The organism is Polynucleobacter necessarius (genome assembly GCF_900096755.1).
GTDB classification, from domain to species: Bacteria; Pseudomonadota; Gammaproteobacteria; order Burkholderiales; family Burkholderiaceae; genus Polynucleobacter; species Polynucleobacter necessarius_K.
On sequence record NZ_LT615227.1, the window covers coordinates 1,068,378 to 1,090,077 of the forward strand.

Annotated in this window: 20 protein-coding genes and 2 pseudogenes; 16 read left to right on the plus strand and 6 right to left on the minus strand. The window is 46.6% G+C overall.

What is annotated here, in order from left to right; translation table 11 throughout:
* Window positions 1-5: 5 nt before the first annotated feature.
* The 4 genes and pseudogenes from thrC (at window position 6) to moaE (ending at window position 3,467) form a co-directional block, all read left to right on the plus strand.
* Window positions 6-1,448 (plus strand): threonine synthase, encoded by a 1,443-nt coding sequence (gene thrC / locus DXE27_RS05660; RefSeq protein WP_128113245.1) that lies wholly within the window; start codon window positions 6-8, stop codon window positions 1,446-1,448.
* A gap of 53 nt (window positions 1,449-1,501) precedes the next feature.
* Window positions 1,502-2,727: pseudogene (locus DXE27_RS05665) on the plus strand (molybdopterin molybdotransferase MoeA).
* 18 nt (window positions 2,728-2,745) lie between these two features.
* A pseudogene (gene moaD, locus DXE27_RS05670) lies at window positions 2,746-3,007 on the plus strand (molybdopterin converting factor subunit 1).
* 4 nt (window positions 3,008-3,011) lie between these two features.
* Window positions 3,012-3,467 carry a molybdopterin synthase catalytic subunit MoaE gene (gene moaE, locus DXE27_RS05675; RefSeq protein ID WP_128113246.1) on the plus strand — a complete coding sequence of 152 codons (456 nt, stop codon included), beginning with the start codon at window positions 3,012-3,014 and terminating at the stop codon, window positions 3,465-3,467.
* 96 nt (window positions 3,468-3,563) lie between these two features.
* On the opposite strand, the gene DXE27_RS09685 is transcribed toward moaE, so the two are convergent.
* Window positions 3,564-3,680, minus strand: a complete 117-nt coding sequence (locus tag DXE27_RS09685; protein WP_231969680.1) for a GIY-YIG nuclease family protein — start codon at window positions 3,678-3,680, stop codon at window positions 3,564-3,566.
* Window positions 3,681-3,821: 141 nt separating this feature from the next.
* Here DXE27_RS09685 and clpB point away from each other — a divergent pair, with 141 nt between their 5' ends.
* The 5 genes from clpB to DXE27_RS05700 all read left to right on the plus strand — a co-directional run bounded on the left by clpB (window position 3,822) and on the right by DXE27_RS05700 (window position 9,863).
* On the plus strand, window positions 3,822-6,425 hold the full coding sequence (gene clpB / locus DXE27_RS05685) for an ATP-dependent chaperone ClpB (protein WP_128113247.1): 2,604 nt from the start codon (window positions 3,822-3,824) through the stop codon (window positions 6,423-6,425).
* Between the two features lie 201 nt (window positions 6,426-6,626).
* The gene (locus DXE27_RS09175; protein ID WP_231969681.1) at window positions 6,627-7,184 is read left to right on the plus strand and encodes an MFS transporter; all 558 of its coding nucleotides are present in this window, start codon (window positions 6,627-6,629) and stop codon (window positions 7,182-7,184) included.
* A 108-nt stretch (window positions 7,185-7,292) separates the two neighbouring features.
* The gene (locus tag DXE27_RS09180) at window positions 7,293-7,715 is read left to right on the plus strand and encodes an MFS transporter (protein WP_197712324.1); all 423 of its coding nucleotides are present in this window, start codon (window positions 7,293-7,295) and stop codon (window positions 7,713-7,715) included.
* A gap of 299 nt (window positions 7,716-8,014) precedes the next feature.
* Window positions 8,015-9,307 carry an isocitrate lyase gene (gene aceA, locus DXE27_RS05695; protein WP_128113248.1) on the plus strand — a complete coding sequence of 431 codons (1,293 nt, stop codon included), beginning with the start codon at window positions 8,015-8,017 and terminating at the stop codon, window positions 9,305-9,307.
* A gap of 115 nt (window positions 9,308-9,422) precedes the next feature.
* Window positions 9,423-9,863, plus strand: coding sequence for an HIT family protein (locus DXE27_RS05700; RefSeq protein WP_128113249.1), 441 nt, complete (start codon window positions 9,423-9,425; stop codon window positions 9,861-9,863).
* Here the strand turns inward: DXE27_RS05700 and DXE27_RS05705 are convergent.
* The 5 genes from DXE27_RS05705 to DXE27_RS05725 are packed head-to-tail and all read right to left on the minus strand — an operon-like array spanning window position 9,860 to window position 14,186.
* Window positions 9,860-10,285, minus strand: a complete 426-nt coding sequence (locus DXE27_RS05705) for a DUF1841 family protein (protein WP_128113721.1) — start codon at window positions 10,283-10,285, stop codon at window positions 9,860-9,862. The genes DXE27_RS05700 and DXE27_RS05705 overlap by 4 nt on opposite strands.
* Window positions 10,278-10,934 (minus strand): endonuclease III, encoded by a 657-nt coding sequence (gene nth / locus DXE27_RS05710; protein WP_128113720.1) that lies wholly within the window; start codon window positions 10,932-10,934, stop codon window positions 10,278-10,280. Before nth ends, DXE27_RS05705 begins: the two co-directional genes overlap by 8 nt.
* The gene (rsxB, locus tag DXE27_RS05715) at window positions 10,934-11,626 is read right to left on the minus strand and encodes an electron transport complex subunit RsxB (RefSeq protein WP_128113250.1); all 693 of its coding nucleotides are present in this window, start codon (window positions 11,624-11,626) and stop codon (window positions 10,934-10,936) included. Before rsxB ends, nth begins: the two co-directional genes overlap by 1 nt.
* A 48-nt stretch (window positions 11,627-11,674) precedes the next feature.
* Window positions 11,675-12,955 carry a polyhydroxyalkanoate depolymerase gene (locus DXE27_RS05720; protein ID WP_128113251.1) on the minus strand — a complete coding sequence of 427 codons (1,281 nt, stop codon included), beginning with the start codon at window positions 12,953-12,955 and terminating at the stop codon, window positions 11,675-11,677.
* Between the two features lie 31 nt (window positions 12,956-12,986).
* Window positions 12,987-14,186: an amino acid aminotransferase gene (locus DXE27_RS05725; RefSeq protein ID WP_128113252.1), complete on the minus strand. Its 1,200-nt coding sequence runs from the start codon at window positions 14,184-14,186 to the stop codon at window positions 12,987-12,989.
* Window positions 14,187-14,367: 181 nt separating this feature from the next.
* Here DXE27_RS05725 and uvrB point away from each other — a divergent pair, with 181 nt between their 5' ends.
* The 7 genes from uvrB (at window position 14,368) to hscA (ending at window position 21,686) form a co-directional block, all read left to right on the plus strand.
* Window positions 14,368-16,512 carry an excinuclease ABC subunit UvrB gene (uvrB, locus tag DXE27_RS05730; protein ID WP_415064446.1) on the plus strand — a complete coding sequence of 715 codons (2,145 nt, stop codon included), beginning with the start codon at window positions 14,368-14,370 and terminating at the stop codon, window positions 16,510-16,512.
* Window positions 16,513-16,649: 137 nt separating this feature from the next.
* Window positions 16,650-17,225: a Fe-S cluster assembly transcription factor gene (locus DXE27_RS05735; RefSeq protein ID WP_128113253.1), complete on the plus strand. Its 576-nt coding sequence runs from the start codon at window positions 16,650-16,652 to the stop codon at window positions 17,223-17,225.
* Window positions 17,226-17,253: 28 nt separating this feature from the next.
* A complete protein-coding gene (locus DXE27_RS05740; RefSeq protein WP_128113254.1) occupies window positions 17,254-18,513 on the plus strand; it encodes an IscS subfamily cysteine desulfurase in 1,260 nt (419 codons plus the stop codon).
* A gap of 32 nt (window positions 18,514-18,545) precedes the next feature.
* Window positions 18,546-18,932: a Fe-S cluster assembly scaffold IscU gene (iscU, locus tag DXE27_RS05745; RefSeq protein WP_128113255.1), complete on the plus strand. Its 387-nt coding sequence runs from the start codon at window positions 18,546-18,548 to the stop codon at window positions 18,930-18,932.
* 32 nt (window positions 18,933-18,964) lie between these two features.
* Window positions 18,965-19,288 (plus strand): iron-sulfur cluster assembly protein IscA, encoded by a 324-nt coding sequence (gene iscA / locus DXE27_RS05750; protein ID WP_128113256.1) that lies wholly within the window; start codon window positions 18,965-18,967, stop codon window positions 19,286-19,288.
* The gene (gene hscB, locus DXE27_RS05755; RefSeq protein WP_128113257.1) at window positions 19,254-19,793 is read left to right on the plus strand and encodes a Fe-S protein assembly co-chaperone HscB; all 540 of its coding nucleotides are present in this window, start codon (window positions 19,254-19,256) and stop codon (window positions 19,791-19,793) included. Before iscA ends, hscB begins: the two co-directional genes overlap by 35 nt.
* Window positions 19,794-19,820: 27 nt before the next feature.
* A complete protein-coding gene (gene hscA / locus DXE27_RS05760; protein ID WP_128113258.1) occupies window positions 19,821-21,686 on the plus strand; it encodes a Fe-S protein assembly chaperone HscA in 1,866 nt (621 codons plus the stop codon).
* The last annotated feature ends 14 nt before the right edge of the window (window positions 21,687-21,700 follow it).

The window sequence follows — 21,700 nt, forward strand, 5'->3', positions numbered from 1 at the left end:
AATACATGCGTTACCAATCTACTCGTGGCAATAGTCCACAACAAACCTTCCTAGAAATTTTGTTGGGTGGATTGGCGCCTGATGGTGGCTTGTATTTGCCTACCCAGTATCCGCAAGTTACTGCAGCGCAGTTAGATGCTTGGCGCGGCTTGTCTTACGCTGATTTGGCTTATGAAGTATTGAGTCTGTATTGCGACGATATTCCCGAAGGGGACTTACGTGCACTCTTGCGTAAAACATACACGGAACAGGTGTACTGTAATGGTCGTCCGCAAGATAACGCTAAAGACATTACACCATTGCATTGGCTGGGCGAAGAACAGGGGACTCGTATCGGCTTATTGAGCCTGTCTAACGGTCCAACTTTGGCATTTAAAGATATGGCGATGCAATTGCTCGGTAATCTCTTTGAATACGCTCTCAAGAAAAAAGGTCAGCAGCTCAATATTTTAGGAGCCACCTCTGGTGATACTGGTAGCGCTGCCGAATACGCAATGCGAGGTAAAGAAGGCGTCAAAGTATTTATGCTTTCACCGCGCGGCAAGATGAGTGCATTTCAGTCTGCGCAAATGTATTCCTTGCAAGACCCCAATATTTTTAACTTAGCAGTAGCCGGTGTCTTTGATGATTGCCAGGATATTGTTAAGGTGGTTAGTAATGACCATGCATTTAAAGCGAAGAACCAAATCGGTACCGTAAACTCCATTAATTGGGGTCGCGTAGTCGCACAAGTGGTTTATTACTTCCAAGGTTATTTGTTAGCAACAAAATCGAGTTCTGAAAAAGTATCTTTCACGGTGCCCTCTGGCAATTTTGGAAACGTTTGCGCTGGTCATATCGCTCGCATGATGGGCTTACCTATCGAACACCTTATTGTTGCTACTAATGAAAATGACGTGTTAGATGAGTTCTTCCGCACTGGCGTTTATCGTGCGCGCAAGTCTGCCGAAACATTGCATACCTCAAGCCCATCCATGGATATCTCAAAAGCGAGCAACTTTGAGCGCTTTGTATTTGATTTCATGGGGCGTGATGGCAAAGCTACTGCTGGTATGTTTAAGCAGGTTGATGAGGCTGGTGGTTTTGATATTTCTAAAGATGCGGTCTTTAAGGGGCTTGGACAGTACGGCTTCCAATCTGGTCGCAGTACCCACCAGAATCGCCTAGAAACCATTCGTGATGTTGATCAACGTTACGGCGTCATGATTGATACTCATACTGCCGATGGCATGAAAGTAGCTCGTGAGCACTTGCAAGCAGGCATTCCAATGATTGTTCTGGAGACAGCGCTACCAATTAAGTTTGAAGAAACGATTGAAGTGGCGTTGGGCCGCCCTGCTGAATGCCCGCCTGCATTCAGGGATATCAAGTCCAAGCCGCAGCGTGTAGAAAATATTGATGCTGATGTGAATCAGGTTAAAACTTTCATCACAACACATCTAGATTAATTTTTAATCTAGAAAATTCAAGCAATACCAATCATCCCATGACTAAGCCACCAATGTTGACTGCGCAGCAGGCTTTAGACCATTTGCTTTCTCACGCTCAGCCTGTTGGCGAGAGTGAGAAGGTTGCAATGCAAGCGGCATTAGGTCGCGTTCTTGCTGAAAATGTAAATAGCCTGGTAGATGTCCCTCCGTTAGATAACACCTCAATGGATGGTTATGCCGTTCGTTGTGCTGATATCACTGCACCAGAAAAAGTATTAAGAATTGCTCAGCGCATTCCAGCCGGCTCCATTGGCACCCAATTAGAACCAGGTACTGCTGCCAGAATTTTTACCGGCGCCCCTGTGCCTCCGGGCGCTGATGCTGTGATCATGCAGGAGGATGGCACAGTTGAAAGTCAATCTGACCAGGTAGCAATCAATATTGCTCCAACATCGGGTCAGTGGATTCGTCGTAGGGGGGGTGAAGATTTAACTGCGGGTAAGACTTGTTTGACTGCTGGTACATTTTTGCGTCCTCAAGAGTTGGGTGTCGCCGCTTCAGCTGGACTGACGCATCTAAATGTAAAGCGTCGCGTGAAGGTCGCTGCGTTCTTTACGGGTGATGAGCTGGCACTTCCGGGTGAGCCACTAAAACTAGGCGGCATTTATAACTCCAACCGCGATACCTTGTTGGCATGTCTCAGATCTTTAGGTTGTGATGCAACCGATTTAGGTATTGTTCCAGATCGTTTAGACGCTACTCGTGAGGCTCTACGCAAAGCCAGCAAAGATCACGATTTGATTATTACCTCTGGTGATGTTTCAGTTGGTGAGGAGGATCACATCAAGCCGGCTGTGACTACTGAGGGTAGATTGGATCTGTGGCAAATCGCAATTAAGCCTGGGAAACCATTGGCATTTGGCGCAGTTCGTAAATCGAGCGAGCCGAAAGATGGAGAGGCTTGGTTTATTGGCTTACCTGGCAATCCAGTGTCTAGCTTTGTGACATTCTTATTATTTGTACGCCCCTTTATTTTGAAGCTGCAAGGGCGTGAAGCAAAGCAAGCTCAGTCTTATTTGATGCGAGCAGACTTCGATTGGTTAAAAGCTGATCGACGCAATGAATTCTTGCGCGTCAGGATTAATGAGCGGGGCAGCCTCGATTTATTCCCCAACCAAAGCTCTGGTGTGCTCACTAGTGCCTCATGGGGTGATGGCTTAGTAGATTGCCCCCCAATCAAGCGATCAAAGCTGGTGATCTTGTGAAGTGCATCCCCTTTGATGCGCTCCTCAAATAATCGGTTTACGATTAGCGTATGAAACTTGAATTACGATTCTTTGCCTCATTGCGTGAAGCTCTTGGCGTCTCGCAAGAGAGCGTTATCACTCCTGATAGCGTAAAAACAATTGCTGAACTCAGGGCTTATCTGGCCCAGCGTGGTAATCCTTGGTCTGAGTGAGGTATTGGCTGACGGTAAAGTATTGCGCTGCGCTCTCAATCAACATATGGTTGATGCCAGTACTGCGTTGCAAGATGGTGCTGAGGTAGCGTTCTTCCCGCCAGTCACCGGAGGCTAATAATGTGCTGATCAAGATTCAAGAAAGTGATTTTGATGTCAGTACTGAGTTAGCAGCGCTTCGCAAGGGTGATCCTCGTGTTGGAGCGGTGGTTACCTTTTTGGGTACTGTGCGAGATATGAATGATGGTGCTCAAGTAAAGGGTATGACACTTGAGCATTATCCCGGCATGACCGAAAAGGCTTTGGAAGAGATTCTTGATCAAGCTAAAGCGCGCTGGGATATCTATAACATCCTGGTGATTCATCGCGTTGGCCCCTTGTTACCCGAAGATCAAATTGTGTTGGTGGCCGTGACCAGTGCGCATCGTGGTGAAGCCTTCTCTGCTTGTGAGTTCATCATGGATTACTTGAAAACAGCCGCCCCGTTTTGGAAAAAAGAAGACACTCCTGAGGGTGCGCGTTGGGTAGATGCCCGCGTAACTGACGAAGCTGCAATGGCTCGTTGGCAAAAGAAGTAATCTAAGCAATCACCCCAGTTTTACCCCGCCTTAAAAAATGCCAATTTCCCGCTTCTGGGGGGGGGTTGTTTTAATTTAATCTCTGCCTTAGATGCCTCAGATCGATCCCGGTGCTCTTGAGTAGCCAAAAGGATGACCGGTTCGACGAGACCTTGTATACCGAGCGCCTTGCCCTGAATTACGGGCTTCTAAGCGATGTTCAAGACGGTTCATAATACCAGCATAGTAGGTGCCGTCAGCGCATTCAAGAAGGTAAACAAGCCAGGTCAAAATAAGAGGAAATTAGGTTCAAAAAGGGCTGTAATACCCTTATATTCTATAGATAGATATACATGGAGTTGATGGGATATAAAAATGAGAATAGATAAATTAACAACCAAATTTCAAGAGGCCTTGAGTGAGGCCCAGGGTATCGCTTTAGCCAAGGATAACCAATACATCGAACCAGCACACGTATTGCTAGCAATGCTGCGTGATTCTGATGGTGGTGCAAAAAGTCTATTGACTCGAGCTGGCGTCAATGTGCCCGGTCTCGAAAAGGGCTTGGAAAAGATTATTGGTAATTTACCGGAAGTTCAGGGCACCAGCGGCGAAGTACAGGTTGGTCGTGATTTAAGTAATTGGTTGAACTTGTGTGAAAAGGAAGCCAATAAGCGCAATGATCAATTTATTGCTGGCGAGTTGTTCTTGCTAGTAGTGGCTGATGACAAGGGTGAGCTTGGAAAAGTCGCTCGTGAAAATGGCTTAAACCGTAAATCGTTAGAAGCAGCTATTGATTTAGTACGCGGAGGAGAATCAGTGAATAGTGCAGATGCTGAAGGTCAACGTGAAGCCCTCAAAAAATACACGGTAGATTTAACCGAGCGTGCTCGTATGGGTAAGCTTGATCCAGTGATTGGTCGCGATGATGAGATTCGTCGCACCATTCAGATTTTGCAACGTCGCGGTAAGAACAACCCTGTGCTCATTGGTGAGCCTGGCGTAGGTAAAACTGCCATCGTTGAGGGTTTGGCGCAGCGCATCGTCAATGGCGAAGTGCCTGAGACGCTAAAGAATAAGCGCGTATTGGTATTGGATATGGCTTTGTTGTTGGCTGGCGCAAAGTATCGCGGCGAGTTCGAAGAGCGTTTAAAGGCTGTGCTTAGCGACGTTGCTAAAGATGAAGGTCAAACCATTATCTTTATCGATGAGATTCATACGATGGTTGGTGCTGGCAAGGGTGATGGCGCGATGGATGCTGGCAATATGCTTAAGCCTGCCTTAGCGCGTGGCGAATTGCATTGCATCGGTGCAACAACTTTAGATGAGTATCGCAAGTACATTGAGAAAGACCCTGCGCTTGAGCGTCGTTTCCAAAAGGTGATGGTCGAAGAGCCTAGTGTTGCAGCAACTATTGCGATTTTGCGCGGTTTGCAAGAGCGCTATGAGCTTCACCATGGTATCGAGATTACCGACCCAGCAATTGTTGCTGCTGCAGAGTTATCACATCGCTACATTACCGATCGATTCTTGCCGGATAAGGCTATCGATTTGATTGATGAGGCTGGTTCGCGCATTCGTATGGAGATCGACTCTAAGCCTGAGGTCATGGATAAGCTTGAACGCCGACTCATTCAGCTCAAGATTGAGCGTGAGGCAGTTAAGAAAGAGAAAGACGAGGCCTCTCAAAAACGATTGGGCCTCATCGAAGAAGAGATTCAGCGTCTTGGAGCTGAGTATGCTGATTTAGAAGAAATCTGGAAAGCAGAAAAGGGCGCTGTGCTTGGCGCCGCTAATTTGAAGGAAGAAATTGAGAAGGTCAAAGCTGATATTGCTAAGTTACAACGCGATGGCAAGTTGGAGCAGGTTGCCGAGTTGCAATACGGCAAGCTACCAGAGCTAGAGGCTAAGCTCAAATCTGCCGCCGCTGCTGAAGCAAAGGGCGAAAAAGATGGCGTAGTTAAGAATAAGTTATTACGCACTCAAGTTGGCGCAGAAGAGATTGCGGAAGTAGTTTCTCGAGCCACTGGCATTCCTGTGTCGAAGATGATGCAGGGTGAGCGCGATAAGTTGCTGAAGATGGAAGAGTTGTTACATAAGCGCGTGGTTGGTCAAGAAGAGGCTATTCGTGCGGTATCGGATGCCATCCGTCGTTCCCGTGCTGGTTTGGCTGAAGAGAATCGTCCGTATGGATCATTCTTGTTCCTCGGACCAACTGGTGTTGGTAAGACAGAGCTTTGTAAAGCGCTGGCTGGCTTCTTATTTGATAGCGAAGATCACCTCATTCGTATCGATATGAGTGAGTTCATGGAGAAGCACAGTGTTGCGCGTTTAATCGGCGCGCCTCCAGGCTATGTCGGCTACGAAGAGGGTGGTTATTTAACCGAGCAAGTTCGTCGCCATCCTTACAGCGTGATCTTGTTTGATGAAATCGAGAAGGCTCACCCCGATGTCTTTAATGTGCTTCTGCAGGTATTGGACGATGGCCGCTTGACTGATGGGCAGGGCCGCACCGTAGACTTTAAGAACACAGTGATTGTGATGACCAGTAATATTGGCTCGCATTTGATTCAGTCAATGGCTGATAAGAAGCAATCTGAAATTAAGGACGCGGTATTTGAAGAGCTGAAGAACCATTTCCGCCCCGAGTTCCTGAATCGTATTGATGAGATCGTGGTATTCCATGGATTAGACAAGGGCAATATTGCCAATATCGCGAAGATCTTGTTAAAGAACTTGTCGGATCGTTTGGCAAAAGTCGATATGCAGCTTGAGGTCAGTGATGCTGCTCTGAATAAGATTGCTGAAGTGGGCTTTGATCCAGTCTTTGGAGCAAGACCATTGAAGCGTGCTATCCAGCAGCATATTGAGAACCCGGTTTCCAAGATGATCTTGGAGGGTAAGTTCGGTCCTAAAGATGTAGTGCCAGTGGATGTCGATAAGGCCGGCGACTTTAGTTTTAGCCGTCAGGTTCACTAGTAACAAAATGTAGTTCTGCAGGATTTTCCCTGCGCCAGTAAACTCGGTACATGACTGTTGCGCTTAGTAGGCGTGCCAGTGATGTCCGGGTTATTGGTCTCATTAGCCTAGCTCACGGCAGCTCCCACTTTTTTCACTTAATTCTTCCTTCCATGGTTGAAGGAGGAGTTTGGCTTTAACTATGCCGAACTGGGTTTGCTGATGACCATCTTTTGTGTGGTTTCTTGCATTGTTCAAGCAAGCTCAGGTTTTTTAGTTGATCGTATAGGGGCTCGCCCTGTTTTATTTGCTGGGGTGGGCTTGTTATCACTCGCAGCACTAACTTACTCGCAGAGTAATGGTTGTGCGATGTTGGTTCTTGGTGTAGTAATTGCGGGATGTGGCAATGGCGTATTTCACCCGGTTGATTACACGCTAATTAACCATAAAGTTTCCCCACCAAATCTTCCTTATGCTTATTCAGTTCATGGAGTCACTGGATATTTGGGATGGGCTGCAGCACCAGCATTGATGGTTGGCATGACCACATTATTTGATTGGCGTATTGCGTTTCTAACGGCAGCAACGCTCGAGGCCTTGATCTTATTAGTCTTGTGGCTAAGTCGTGAACGTTTGGTAGATGATGTGCAAGCAAGAAGAGATGAATCTCAAGCCAGCCATGCTGCAAGCAATCCTGGGGCTGCAGGCTGCACCCTTAAGTACTTTTGGCTTTCTAAAGCTGCCTGCTGTTTGGCTGTGCTGGATTTTCTTTTTCTTTAGTATGGCGGCCACTACTGGCTTGCAATCATTTGCACCTACCGCACTATTTCAAATCTATGAAATATCCGTTAGCTCAGGAAATTATTACCTCACACTTCTTTCAATGCAATGGGTGGTGCTGGTGGAATGTTATTAGGCGGCTACCTTGCAACACGCTTAAAGGTGCCCGAAAGAATTATCACGATGTGTTTCACTATCAATATCGTGATGGGTCTTCTTCTGGCTACAGGACTTGTCCCCAAAGAGATTATCGTGCTGGCTTTTATTGTGATTGGACTTGGTCTAGGAATTGCAGCGCCTTCGCGCGATTTAATGGTTCGCTCTGCTACACCTTCAGGGTCATCTGGCCGCGTGTATGGGATTGTTTGCTCGGGAATAGATCTAGGTGCCGCACTGAGCCCATTGATCTTTGGCATCTTCTTGGATGGCGGTTTTCCAAAGCTGTTGTTCGTAGGTGTCGCCTTGCTTCAGTTGATGATCATTTTGACTGGCTTTAAGGTTTCCACTCTGACTGCTGCAAAGAGCGGGTAAATATTTTCATAATGTGAAATGTCATTACACTGCGTAAAATGCGGTGCAAAAAGTAGCGCCTCATTTCATTCCAAGCAGTGGTTATACATTCCACATAGTAAAAATATAAACTTAAGTTATTGAATTTAAATAACTAAATATTTTTATAAATCACCCATACATATTTTGCTTGATTGCTTTTTTGAACTGTCTAAACTCTTATATAAGATATAAGATATAAGATATAAGATATAAGACTTGAAGTGGTCTTAAAGGTCCTCAAAATTTTTGAATTACTTGTTTAACTTAGGGAGAAAAACATGGCAGATCGCAAAGCAGAAATCGCAGCACTACAAAAAGACTGGGATACCAATCCACGCTGGAAAGGTATTACACGTGGCTACACGGCTGAGGACGTAATCCGTCTCCGTGGTTCATTGAAGAAGATTGAGCACACATTGGCTAAGCATGGCGCAGAGCGTCTCTGGGACTTGGTTAATAACGAAGCTTACGTTAACTGTTTAGGTGCTTTGACTGGTGGTCAGGCTATACAACAGGTTAAAGCTGGTGTTCAAGCAATTTACTTGTCAGGTTGGCAGGTTGCTGCTGACGGAAACTCATACGCAGCAATGTATCCAGACCAATCTTTATATCCAGTAGATTCAGTTCCTAAGATGGTTGAGCGTATCAACAACTCATTCCAACGTGCTGACGAAATCCAAACTGCTAAAGGTATCAACAAGGGTGATGCAGGTTACATTGAGTACTTCGCTCCAATCGTTGCTGACGCTGAAGCTGGTTTTGGTGGTGTATTGAATGCATTTGAATTGAGCAAAGCATTGATCAAGCAAGGTGCTGCTGGCGTTCACTTTGAAGACCAATTGTCTTCTGTTAAGAAGTGTGGTCACTTGGGTGGCAAGGTATTGTTGCCTACAACTGAATCTGTACAAAAACTGATCTCTGCGCGTTTAGTTGCTGACGTTATGGGTGTTCCAACTATCATCTTGGCACGTACTGACGCTGAAGTTGCTGACTTGTTGACTTCTGACTACGACGCAAATGATAAGCCATTCTTGACTGGTGAGCGTACAGCGGAAGGCTTCTACAAAACACGTAAAGGCTTGGATCAAGCGATTTCACGTGGTTTGGCATACGCTGACATGGTTTGGTGTGAAACGGGTACTCCTGACCTTGAGTTTGCTCGTCAGTTTGCTGAAGCAATTCGTGCGAAGTTCCCAGGCAAGATGTTGGCTTACAACTGCTCACCATCTTTCAACTGGAAGAAAAACTTGGATGACGCAACAATTGCTAAGTTCCAACGTGAATTGGGTGCAATGGGTTACAAGTATCAATTCATCACATTGGCTGGTATTCACTCTATGTGGTACAACATGTTTGACTTGGCGCAAGACTACATGCAGCGCGGTATGGCTGCGTACATCGAGAAAGTACAAGAGCCAGAATTTGCTGCTCGTGACCGTGGTTACACATTCGTTTCACATCAACAAGAGGTTGGCACAGGTTACTTCGATGATGTAACTACTGTTATTCAAGGTGGTAAGTCTTCCGTAACAGCGTTGACTGGTTCTACTGAAGAAGAGCAGTTCCACTAAGAAATCCCTAAGTAGTACGTAGTAAGCAGCGCAGTAATAATGCGCCAATACTGCCGCGGCACCTAAATGACCCCACAAGGGTGACTTAGGTGCCGTTTTCGTTTACATTCTTGCCATGACCAATTGCGTACTCTGTAAAGACGAACTCAAGCCCGAAGGGGGGCAAATCATCTGGCGCGGAGATGACTGCCGCGTTACCCTTATCAACGACCCGGATCTGCCTGGCTTTTGTAGGGTGATTTGGAATCGTCATGTGGCTGAGATGACCGATCTCACTTATGGTGAGCGCGATCACTTAATGACCTTAGTGTTCGCGGTTGAAGAGGCTGTGCGCCACGTAATGCATCCAGACAAGGTCAACATTGCCGCCTTGGGTAATATGGTTCCTCATATCCATTGGCATGTCATTCCAAGATTTAAAGATGATGCTTTCTTTCCTGGATCGGCCTGGTCCAACAAGACTCAAGAAACTTCCAAATCAATTCTGGAGTCTAGAAAACAAAAAGCTCAGCAGTTACCAGCCGCCATTAAGGCTGTGATTGCTAACCTTGCTTAAACGAGCTTTTTAAGCGCCTCCAAATACTTCTCGGGGTTGAGTGGTTGGCCTTCACGTTGTGCTTCCCACATCACCCGTCCAAGGCACTCCATCATGATATGTTGAGCTTCGTGCATTGAGCCTAACTTCTGCGACAACTTCTCTGCAGTCTCCTTAATGCCAGGCGGCTGATTGATTGACACCTGCTCGCTGATGGAGAGGTGCATGGATAAATGTAAGAAGGGATTAGTTTCGCCGCGTTCTGGCGTGTAGTCCTGCCCTAGGGCATCTTCAGGATCCGCAAGTAAATCATGATATTCGGGGTGCTCCACCATCCAATCGCTAGCTAGCGTTTCCATTGGATCCAGAATCTGATTTTCGGTTTTCTTTTTCCAGGTATCACAAAAGAAGCGTCGTACTTCTTCACGAGTTGGATTAAATATCGCCACGAACTTTTCCTTTTCCAGTCTTTTGTTTGAAGCCGCATAGCGGTTCCACTATGCATTGCGCGCAATCCGGGCTGCGAGCCTTGCAAGTATATCGACCGTGCAAAATCAACCAGTGGTGAGCGTCCAGTAAGTATTCTTTTGGCACGCGCTTGAGTAATTGCTCTTCAACCTTCACTACATCCTTGCCTGGCGCAAGACCTGTGCGGTTGGAGACTCTGAATATGTGGGTATCAACCGCAATAGTAGGTTGACCAAAAGCAGTATTTAAAATGACGTTAGCAGTTTTTCTGCCAACTCCTGGCAGCGCCTCTAGTTCTTCGCGTGTTTGCGGAACTTCTCCACCATGCTTCTCTATAAGCAATCGACACGTCTCTTGAATATGTTTGCCCTTGGAATTAAATAGTCCAATATGTTGAATGTATGGCCTAACACCTTCTTCGCCAAGATCCAACAGGGCCTGCGGAGTATTGGCAACCTTATAGAGCTTGCGCGTGCCTTTGTTGACCGAAACATCTGTGGCCTGCGCGGACAAGAGAACGGCAATAAGTAATTCAAAGGGGGAGCTGTATTCAAGCTCGGTTTCTGGCTTGGGGTTATTGGCTTTGAGTTGTTCAAAAAAAGCACGACGCTTTTCCAGATTCATCATTTCTTTTCTTGTGCGCGCGCAATAGCGGCAGCAATGATGGCCCGCTTACGTTCTTGTTCTTTCTTTTCTTCTTCTGATGGGGGGTCCTCTGCATTGACTGCAGCCAGCCTAGCGGCAGCCTTCTTGGCTAGGCGATCATCATTATCCTTTTGTTCCCGCTCAAGGCGTTCATCGCGATCGTGGTAACGTTTACGAGAAACATCCGCTTTCTCCACAGACCATGCATCCCAGCCAGTTTTATTGCCAGTGACATCAAGCATGCTGATGCAGTCGACTGGGCATGGCGGAATGCAGAGATCGCATCCAGTACACCAATCTGTGAGCACTACATGCATTTGCTTAGAGGCGCCAACAATCGCATCCACGGGACATGCCTGAATGCATAGTGTGCAGCCGATACATCTCTGTGGGTCTATGAACGCAACCGGCCTTGGTCTTTCTGCTCCGCAATCAGGATCGATTTTTGGATGCAACTCAAACGCATCTTGTGGATAGATTGGAATCAGAATATTGCTAAGACGTTTAATGCCTTCTACGCCGCCAGGAGGACAGCGGTTAGGCAGGGCTTCACCGCTGGCCATCGCTTCTGCGTACCCGCGGCAATCTGGGTACCCGCATTTAGTGCATTGGGTTTGTGGAAGAGCATCTTCCAGGCGATCAGTGAGTTCGTTCGCCTGGTTGATTGTCATTCTTTTAGAAAGTTCTCTAGAAATTAAAGACTCCGAAGAGCCTTTAATTTATGCAGATTTAGTAGTGCGAGTTGCGGTTTTTTTGGAGCTCTGGTGATCGCGAATAAAGGCTTTAATTTTTGGATACACCTTTTCACGCCAGCGACGACCAGCAAAGATACCGTAGTGACCGGCACCGGCAACTTCATAGTGGTCTTTATTTTCTTTTGGAATGCCAGAGCACAATCCGTGTGCAGAACGCGTTTGACCGCTTCCAGAAATATCATCAAGCTCGCCTTCAACAGTAAGAAGGGCGGTCTTTTTAATATCTTGTGGTTTAACCAACTCACCAGCTACTTCCCAAGTGCCATTTGGTAATGAGTAGTCTTGGAAAACAGTCTTGATTGTGTCGAGGTAGAACTTGGCATCCAAATCTAATACTGCGTTGTATTCGTCATAGAATCGAATATGGGATTCGGCATCTTGCTCGTCACCACGCACTAAGTTTTGGAAATAATCCCAGTGAGATTGCAGATGGTTCTGTGGGTTCATGGCAATAAAGCCAGTGTGCTGCAAGAAGCCCGGATAGACTTTACGACCAGCGGCTGGGTAAGTAGGTGGCACGCTATAAATTACATGACTCTCGAACCATTCATAGGACTTCTGGTCTGCAAGATTGTTTACGGCGGTTGGTGATTTGCGCGCATCAATTGGGCCGCCCATCATGATCATGGATGCTGGAGTTGCTTTGCCAGCAGTAGCCATTAATGAGATTGCGCCTAAAGTTGGAACGGTTGGTTGGCATACAGAAATCACATGCAAATCTTTAGCGCCGATAGTGCGGATAAATTCTTGAACGTAGTGTACGTAGTCATCTAGACCAAAGTCACCATCTTCTAATGGAACGAGGCGTGCATCGATCCAGTCAGTGATGTAAACCTTATGGTCTTGCAAAAGAGTGCGCACAGTGTCGCGCAACAAAGTGGAGCGGTGTCCTGACAAAGGAGCTACTACCAACACCACTGGATCTTCTTTAAGTTTCTTAATAACTTCTACATCATCGGAGAAGCGTTTGAAGCGTACTAGATTGCAAAAAGGTTTTGCAATAGCAGTTCTTTCATGAATGGCAACTTCACGACCATGTGCCACGACTGAGCGAATGCCAAATTCTGGCTTCTTATAGTTTTTGCCGAGGCGGTAGAGAAGTTCATAGCTCGCAGCTAAGCGGTCGGATCCTGGAACCTTGGACGCTGGATTGGAAGTGTTAATAAACGCTTCAGAAGCTGCGCGCGCCCATGAGCTAACGGGTTGAAGTAAGGCTTTTTGAAATTCGTGTAACTGATATAGCATGTTGCCTCCGGTGAATCAGGATATCCGCTTGTTACGCTAAGACGCGGGCGATTGCTTTAGCCACTTTATCAATATTTTTAGTATTGAGGGCTGCCACACAAATGCGTCCAGTAGAAAGGGCATAAATGCCGTCTTCTTTCTGTAGGCGTTCAACTTGCTCAGCCGTTAAGCCTGAGTAAGAAAACATTCCGCGCTGCTTCTCGATAAAAGCAAAGTCTTGCTTTACACCAGCAGCAGCGAGTTTTTCAACGAGACCATGACGCATTGCTTTAATGCGATCACGCATTTCTGCCAACTCGTCTTCCCAGAGCTTACGCAATTCTGGTGAATTCAAAACAGCGGCAGCAATTGCGGCGCCATGAGTTGGAGGGTTTGAATAGTTTGTGCGAATCACGCGCTTCAACTGTGAGAGCACGCGAGTAGATTCATCTTTGCTTTGTGTCACGATTGACAGTGCACCAACACGCTCACCGTAGAGTGAGAATGATTTGGAGAAAGAGCTTGATACAAAGAAGGACATGCCTGATTCAGCAAAGAGACGAACAGCGATGCCATCTTGCTCAATCCCGGCTGCAAAGCCTTGGTATGCCATATCCAAGAAGGGTATGAGACCTTTGTTCTTACAGATATCAATCACTTGGCGCCATTGCGCTTCAGTAATGTCTGCGCCTGTTGGGTTGTGGCAGCAAGCGTGTAACAACACAGTAGTGTTCTTTGGGAAAGACTCTAAAGACTTCACCATGTCATCAAAATCTACGCCACGTGTTTTTCCATCAAAGTAGGTGTACTCAACTACTTCAAAACCTGCGGACTCAAAAATGCCGCGGTGGTTTTCCCAAGTTGGGTTACTAATTGCACATGGTGCGTTTACGTTCAGGCGTTTAATGAAGTCAGCACCAACGCGCAATGCACCTGTGCCACCGAGACATTCAGCAGTCACTACGCGACCATCTTTAATTAAAGCCGAGTCAGCGCTAAACAATAAATTTTGTACGGCGCTGTTGTATGGGTTTGGTCCTTCGATTGGGATATAGCTGCGTGGTGAGTGTTTCGCAACAATTGCCTCTTCCGCTTTGATCACTGCTTTTAAAAGTGGAACCTTGCCATCATCTGTGTAGTACACGCCAACACCTAAGTTCACTTTGTCAGCGCGTTGGTCTGCAACATAGGCTTCTGTGAGGCCAAAAATAGGATCTTTAGGGGCTAATTGAACTGAGGCAAACAGGGTCATTTGAGGTCGGAATCGGTGGTTAGAGGGTAGTTAAGGGTGGTTTTATTCGTAATTGACGTTAAATTCAGCTTAATTGTCGGTTTTTGAGGCCAGAATCAACTATTTCCAAAGAAAAACGGCAAAATCAATGTTTGTACAAAATTCTCTGTGAAGAAATCTCACAGATGAAATGATAGCCGAGATGCCCCCTAAGTTACCCAAAATTGGATCAAAATCTGAAGCAAAAGAAGTCGGCAAAAGCCAGGCCGCCGATCCATTGGGTGAGGCTGGGCACGACCTTGATCCGGCTAAGTTTGTGACTTTCCCGGACTCCCCTTATCAGCTTTATCAGCCATTTCCCCCTGCGGGAGACCAGCCTCAGGCTATTGATGCCTTGGTGGAGGGTATTGAGGATGGATTGACCTTTCAGACCCTTTTGGGGGTAACTGGGTCTGGAAAAACCTTCACAATGGCCAATGTGATCGCCAGAACGGGCCGTCCAGTCATCATTTTTGCCCCAAATAAGACTCTAGCTGCCCAGCTTTATAGCGAATTTAGAGAGTTTTTTCCGAAAAACGCTGTTGAGTACTTTGTAAGTTACTACGACTATTACCAGCCAGAGGCCTATGTCCCTCAGCGCGATCTCTTTATTGAGAAAGATTCCTCGATTAATGAACACATCGAGCAGATGCGTTTATCGGCAACCAAGAGTCTTTTAGAGCGACGAGACGTCATCATCGTTGCCACTGTTTCAGCAATTTATGGTATCGGCAATCCTGGCGACTATCACAGTATGGTGATGACATTGCGTCCTGGCGACAAGATGAGTCAGCGTGATATTTTGATGCGCTTGATCGCTATGCAGTACGACCGCAATGAGACCGATTTCAAGCGTGGCGTATTTAGGGTGCGCGGCGACACCATTGATATTTTCCCTGCTGAGCATAATGAGCTCGCAGTGCGTGTTGAGTTATTTGATGATGTGGTTGAGAGTTTGCAGTTCTTTGATCCGCTGACTGGAAAAATTCGCCAAAAGATTCCGCGCTTTACTGTTTACCCAAGTTCGCATTATGTGACACCACGGGATACTGTTTTAAAAGCGATTGAAACAATCAAAACAGAATTACGAACTCGCTTAGATGAGTTTGTTAAAGATGGAAAATTAGTTGAGGCACAACGCCTTGAACAGCGCACCCGTTTTGATTTAGAAATGCTCAATGAATTAGGTTTTTGCAAAGGGATTGAGAACTACTCCCGCCATCTCTCCGGGGCGGCCCCGGGTGAGGCTCCGCCTACACTGGTAGACTATCTACCCAATGATGCTTTGATGTTCTTGGATGAGAGCCACGTTTTAATCGGCCAGCTCAATGCCATGTACAACGGAGATAAATCCCGCAAACATACTTTGGTGGAATTCGGCTTCCGTTTGCCATCTGCCATGGATAACCGCCCGCTCAAATTTACTGAGTTTGAAACGAAGATGCGTCAAACTATTTTCGTTTCAGCAACGCCTGCTGATTATGAGATTGCACATCAAGGTCAAGTGGTTGAGCAAGTGGCTAGACCAACAGGATTAGTGGATCCGGAAATTGAAGTCTTGCCCGCAAGCACTCAGGTTGATGATTTGTTAGATCAAATTCATGCACGTGTCAAAGTGGGTGAGCGTGTATTGGTGACCGTATTAACAAAACGTATGGCTGAGCAATTAACAGACTATCTTTCGGATAACGGCGTGAAGGTGCGATATGTTCACTCGGATATCGATACGGTAGAGCGGGTAGAAATTTTGCGTGACTTACGTTTGGGCGTCTTCGATGTTCTCGTTGGTATTAACTTGCTACGCGAAGGTTTGGATATTCCCGAGGTTTCATTAGTGGCTATTCTGGATGCAGACAAAGAGGGCTTCTTACGCTCAGAGCGCAGCTTGATTCAGACGATTGGTAGAGCGGCTCGAAACGTGCGTGGCAAAGCCATTTTGTATGCTGACCGCATAACTGACTCCATGAAGCGCGCTATGGGGGAGACTGATAGACGTCGCACCAAGCAAATCGCCTTTAATAAGCTCCATGGCATTGAGCCTAAAGGGGTTCAAAAGCGCATTAAGGACATTATTGATGGCGTCTACGACGTCAAAGAGAAGCGTCAGGAGATGCAGGTCGAGCAGGAGCGGGCTCGCTATGAGGATACGGGCGAGAAGGACCTGGCGGCAGAAATCAAGCGTCTAGAGAAACAAATGAACGCTGAAGCCAAGAATTTGGAGTTTGAGAAGGCTGCCAGCACCCGAGACAGGCTTACCAAGGTCAAAGAAATGGCCTTCGGAGCCCGGTCTAGAGACTCCATCGGCTAGATTCCTCGCTTTCAATAGGGATTTTTAGGATAATTCCCGAGCAGTTTGCTGGGTCTTATGGTAAAGTTGAGTGGAATGGTCGGGTATTACCCGCCCGACTGTTAGCTGTCCATAACAATCCATTACCAAGGTGACATATGAGACTTACAACCAAAGGTCGTTTTGCAGTAACCGCAATGATTGATTTAGCCCTGCGTGAAGCGCATGGCCCCGTAACCCTGGCCGGAATTAGCCAAAGACAAAAGATTTCCCTTTCTTATCTCGAGCAATTGTTCGGCAAATTACGTCGCTTCAATATTGTTGAAAGTACTCGTGGTCCAGGCGGTGGTTACACCTTGGCGCGACCTTCATCAGAAGTGAGCGTAGCCGACATTATTGTTGCTGTGGATGAGCCGCTTGATGCAACCCAATGTGGTGGCAAGGGCAACTGTCATACCGATGAAGAAAATCACGGTCGCTGCATGACTCATGATCTCTGGAGCAATCTCAACTCCAAAATGGTTGAGTACCTCAGTTCGGTGAGCTTAAAAGATTTGGTTCAGCAGCAAAAAAGGCGCGGCATTGCCATTCAAGATATGCGCCAGAAGAAAATTAAAGTTGAGAGTTCTAAGGCAGATAAACCTGCTCCTGCTCCTGCGCTTGCGGCTAAAAAAGAAGTAGCTCCTAAAGCGCCACTAGTGAATTCTGTATTCAATTTGGCGCGACAAAGTTAATAACGCATTACCTACCGAAAGATAAACCATGAACGCCCCAAAAGATCTGCCACAACAACCGGTCCCGATGTTTAGTCCTAAGCACTTTCCTGTGTATATGGACTACTCAGCTACAACGCCGATTGATCCTCGTGTGGTCGACAAGATGTTGCCTTACTTGCGCGAGCAATTTGGCAACGCCGCATCACGTAGCCACGCTTATGGCTGGGCTGCTGAAGAGGCTGTAGAGTGGGCGCGTTCAGAGGTTGCTCAATTAGTGCATGCTGACCCAAGAGAAATTGTGTTCACCAGCGGCGCTACTGAAAGTATTAACTTAGCGCTCAAAGGCGCAGCGCATTTTTATAAAGAGCGCGGCAATCACATCATTACTGTGAAGACTGAACACAAAGCAACTTTAGATACCTGCCGTGAATTAGAGCGTGAAGGTTTTGAAGTTACTTACTTAGATGTTTTGCCGAATGGTTTGATCGATTTTTCGCAGTTAGAGACTGCGATGAAGCCAGGAACCATTTTGGCTTCAGTGATGTATGTCAATAATGAGATCGGTGTAGTGCAAGACATTCCTGCGATTGGTGAGTTGTGTCGTTCACGTGGTGTGATTTTCCATGTGGATGCTGCGCAAGCAACTGGCAAAGTAGAAATTGATCTCGAAAAGACTAAAGTCGATTTGATGAGTTTTTCTGCTCATAAGACTTATGGTCCAAAAGGTATCGGTGCTTTGTTTGTCCGTCGTAAGCCACGTATTCGTATTGAGGCTCAGATTCATGGCGGTGGTCATGAGCGTGGCATGCGTTCTGGTACCTTGGCGGTTCACCAAATCGTAGGCATGGGCGAGGCTTTCCGTATCGCCCGTGTTGAGATGGCTGAAGAAAACAAGCGTATCCGTGCATTACGTGATCGTTTGTTAAATGGCCTCAAAGATATTGAAGAGGTTTATGTCAATGGCGACATGGATGATCGTGTTCCGCACAACCTGAACATTAGCTTTAACTATGTTGAAGGCGAATCTATGTTGATGGCCTTGAAGGATCTCGCGATCTCTTCTGGTTCAGCATGCACCTCTGCCTCTTTAGAGCCTTCATACGTTTTGCGCGCATTAGGCCGTAATGACGAGTTAGCACATAGCTCAATTCGTTTCACTTTGGGTCGCTTTACTACCGAAGAGGAAGTGGATTTCACTATCAAGTTGGTGAAAGAAAAGATTGCCAAGTTGCGTGAGTTATCGCCACTGTGGGAAATGTACAAAGACGGAATCGATATCAGCACGATTCAATGGGCAGCACACTAAAAAGAATATAGCGAGATAAAAGAGGAAATACCATGGCATATAGCGAAAAGGTCATCGACCATTATGAAAATCCCCGTAACGTTGGCTCCTTTGAAAAAAGTGATGACAGCGTAGGTACTGGCATGGTTGGCGCACCTGCATGTGGTGACGTAATGAAGTTACAGATTCGCGTGAATGATCAAGGCGTAATCAAAGATGCTAAGTTCAAGACTTATGGCTGCGGCTCTGCGATTGCCTCATCTTCACTGGTAACTGAGTGGGTAAAGGGCAAGACCTTAGATCAAGCGCTTGAGATTAAGAACCCATTGATCGCTGAAGAATTGGCTTTGCCACCAGTAAAAATTCACTGCTCTATTTTGGCAGAAGATGCTATTAAGGCAGCTGTTGCCGACTACAAAGAGAAGCACCCAGCTAAATAAAGCAAACGAAGTAAACAAGAAGAATCAAAACTATGGCAATTGCTTTAACTGACAAAGCAGCCGCACACGTCAACCGCAATCTAGAAATGCGCGGTAAAGGATGTGGTCTTCGCTTGGGTGTTCGCACAACTGGTTGCTCTGGCTTGGCATATCAACTTGAGTACGTGGATGAGCCGGCAGCTGAAGATCAGGTATTTGAGTCAAATGGCGTTAAGGTATTTGTTGATCCAAAGAGCTTGGCTTACTTGGATGGTACTGAGCTAGACTTTGTGCGTGAGGGTTTGAACGAGGGATTTAAGTTTCAAAATCCAAACGTAAAAGATGAGTGTGGTTGTGGCGAATCCTTCCGCGTCTGACGATTACTTTCGCTTCTTTGGTTTAAATCAGCAATTCAAAATCGATTTGCCTGCGCTAGATCAGGCGTACCTAGCGATTCAGAAGGAAGTGCATCCTGATCGCCATGCTCGCGGTAGTGACGCAGAGCAGCGTCTTGCAATGCAAATGGCTACCTTAGCCAATACCGCACTTCAAACTCTTAAGAATCCTATCCAACGCGGTCTTTATATATGCCAACTCCATGGCGTAGATGCGAAGTTGGAGACCAATACTGCTATGCCTGCTGCATTTTTGATGAAGCAGATGGAGTGGCGCGAGAATCTAGGTGAGCAAGCAGAAGATCTACCAGCTTTAGAAGCTTTGATGACTGAGGTGGAGAAGTCAAAGGCAGATACTCTAGCTGAAATAGCCCAAGCCATTGATGGAGCTAAAAATTATCAGCGTGCAGCAGAATTGCTTCGCGGTTTACTTTTCATTGATAAGTTCGCCGCAGAGCTTGATGATGCTATTTCTGCATTGGTATAGCCCCACCTAAATTAAACTCAATCATCTATGGCCTTATTACAAATCTCTGAACCCGGTAAATCGCTAGCGCCTCATCAGCGCCGCATTGCTGTGGGCATTGATTTGGGAACTACCAATTCTTTGGTGGCTATTGTTCGTGATGCATTGCCTAAAGTGTTAGCTGATGCACAAGGGCGAGAGTTATTACCGTCCGTAATACGTTATTTGCCTAACGGCAGAACTCAAGCTGGCTTTGAAGCCCTTGAGAGTGTGGTGATTGACCCGAAGAACACGATTGTTTCGGTGAAGCGCTTCATGGGACGTGGCTTGCTGGATGTAGAGCATATTGAAAGTGCTCCGTATGATTTTGTTGATCAGCCTGGCATGCTTAAGCTGCGAACGGTTGCTGGTGATAAAAGTCCAATTGAGGTCTCTGCAGAAATATTGGCACGTTTGCGTCAACTAGCAGAAGATTCTGTCTCCGATGAAATCGTTGGCGCAGTGATTACTGTTCCAGCTTACTTTGATGATGCGCAACGTCAAGCAACAAAAGATGCTGCTAAGTTAGCGGGTGTTGAAGTGCTTCGTTTATTAAATGAGCCTACTGCTGCTGCGATTGCTTATGATTTGGATAATGCCTCGGAAGGTGTCTACGCTGTATATGACTTGGGTGGTGGTACCTTTGATATCTCCATACTGCGTATGAGTAGGGGCGTATTTGAAGTTCTTTCTACTGGCGGTGACTCTGCTCTTGGCGGCGATGACTTCGATCACCGCTTGTACTGCTGGGTGATTGAGCAAGCTAAGCTGCCACCACTGTCTATTCATGACCACAGAACACTCTTGCAGGCTTGTAAGCATGCCAAAGAGCAGTTGAGCCACAATCCGCTAGCGCGTGTTCACGAGACGCTTGCCGATGGCACGGTAGTTAATGTTGGTATTAGTCAGGCGCAATTCTTTGATATTACCCAGAACTTAGTTGCTAAAACATTAATGGCCTGTAAAAAAGCGTTGCGTGATGCAGGCTTAAAAGCAGAAGACGTTAAAGGCGTTGTCATGGTGGGTGGCTCCACTCGTATGCCTAATGTGCAGCGAGCTGTTGGTGAGCTTTTCGGCACTCAGCCTCTAAATAACCTCAACCCTGATCAAGTGGTTGCCTTGGGCGCTGCGATGCAGGCTGACTTATTGGCGGGCAATCAAAGCAAAGATGATGAGTGGCTCTTATTGGATGTTATTCCACTCTCTCTTGGTATTGAAACCATGGGCGGCTTGGTAGAAAAAATTATTCCTCGTAACACGCCAATCCCAGTTGCAAGAGCGCAGGATTTCACAACCTTTAAAGATGGTCAAACTGCTTTAGCTATTCAGGTGGTGCAGGGCGAGCGTGAGTTGGCGCAAGATTGCCGCTCTTTAGGTAAGTTTGAGTTGCGTGGCATTCCAGCCATGGCTGCGGGAGCTGCGCGTATTCGGGTGACCTTCCAGGTGGATGCGGATGGCCTGTTGTCTGTAAGCGCCACCGAGCAAGGCTCTGGCGTTCAAGCCTCCATTGATATCAAGCCTTCATATGGCTTAACAGACGCTGAAATTACCCGCATGCTGCAAGATGGTTTTGCATCAGCCAAAGAAGATTTACTTTCTAGATCTTTACGTAAAGAACAAGTAAACGCACAGCGCTTGCTCGATGCCGTGCAAACTTCTCTAGATAGCGATCGCAGTCTTCTAAATGCAGATGAGCAAATTGTTATCGATCGCGAGATGGCTGCCCTACAAAAGATTTTGAATGAAGAGACTGATAGCGCTGTTGTACGTAAAGCAGTCGATCATGCCGCAAAAGCAACCGATGAATTTGCGCAAAAGCGAATGAACGCAAGCATTCAGAAGGCTCTATCCGGCAAGAATGTTGCCGAGATATAAACAAGAAATATTTA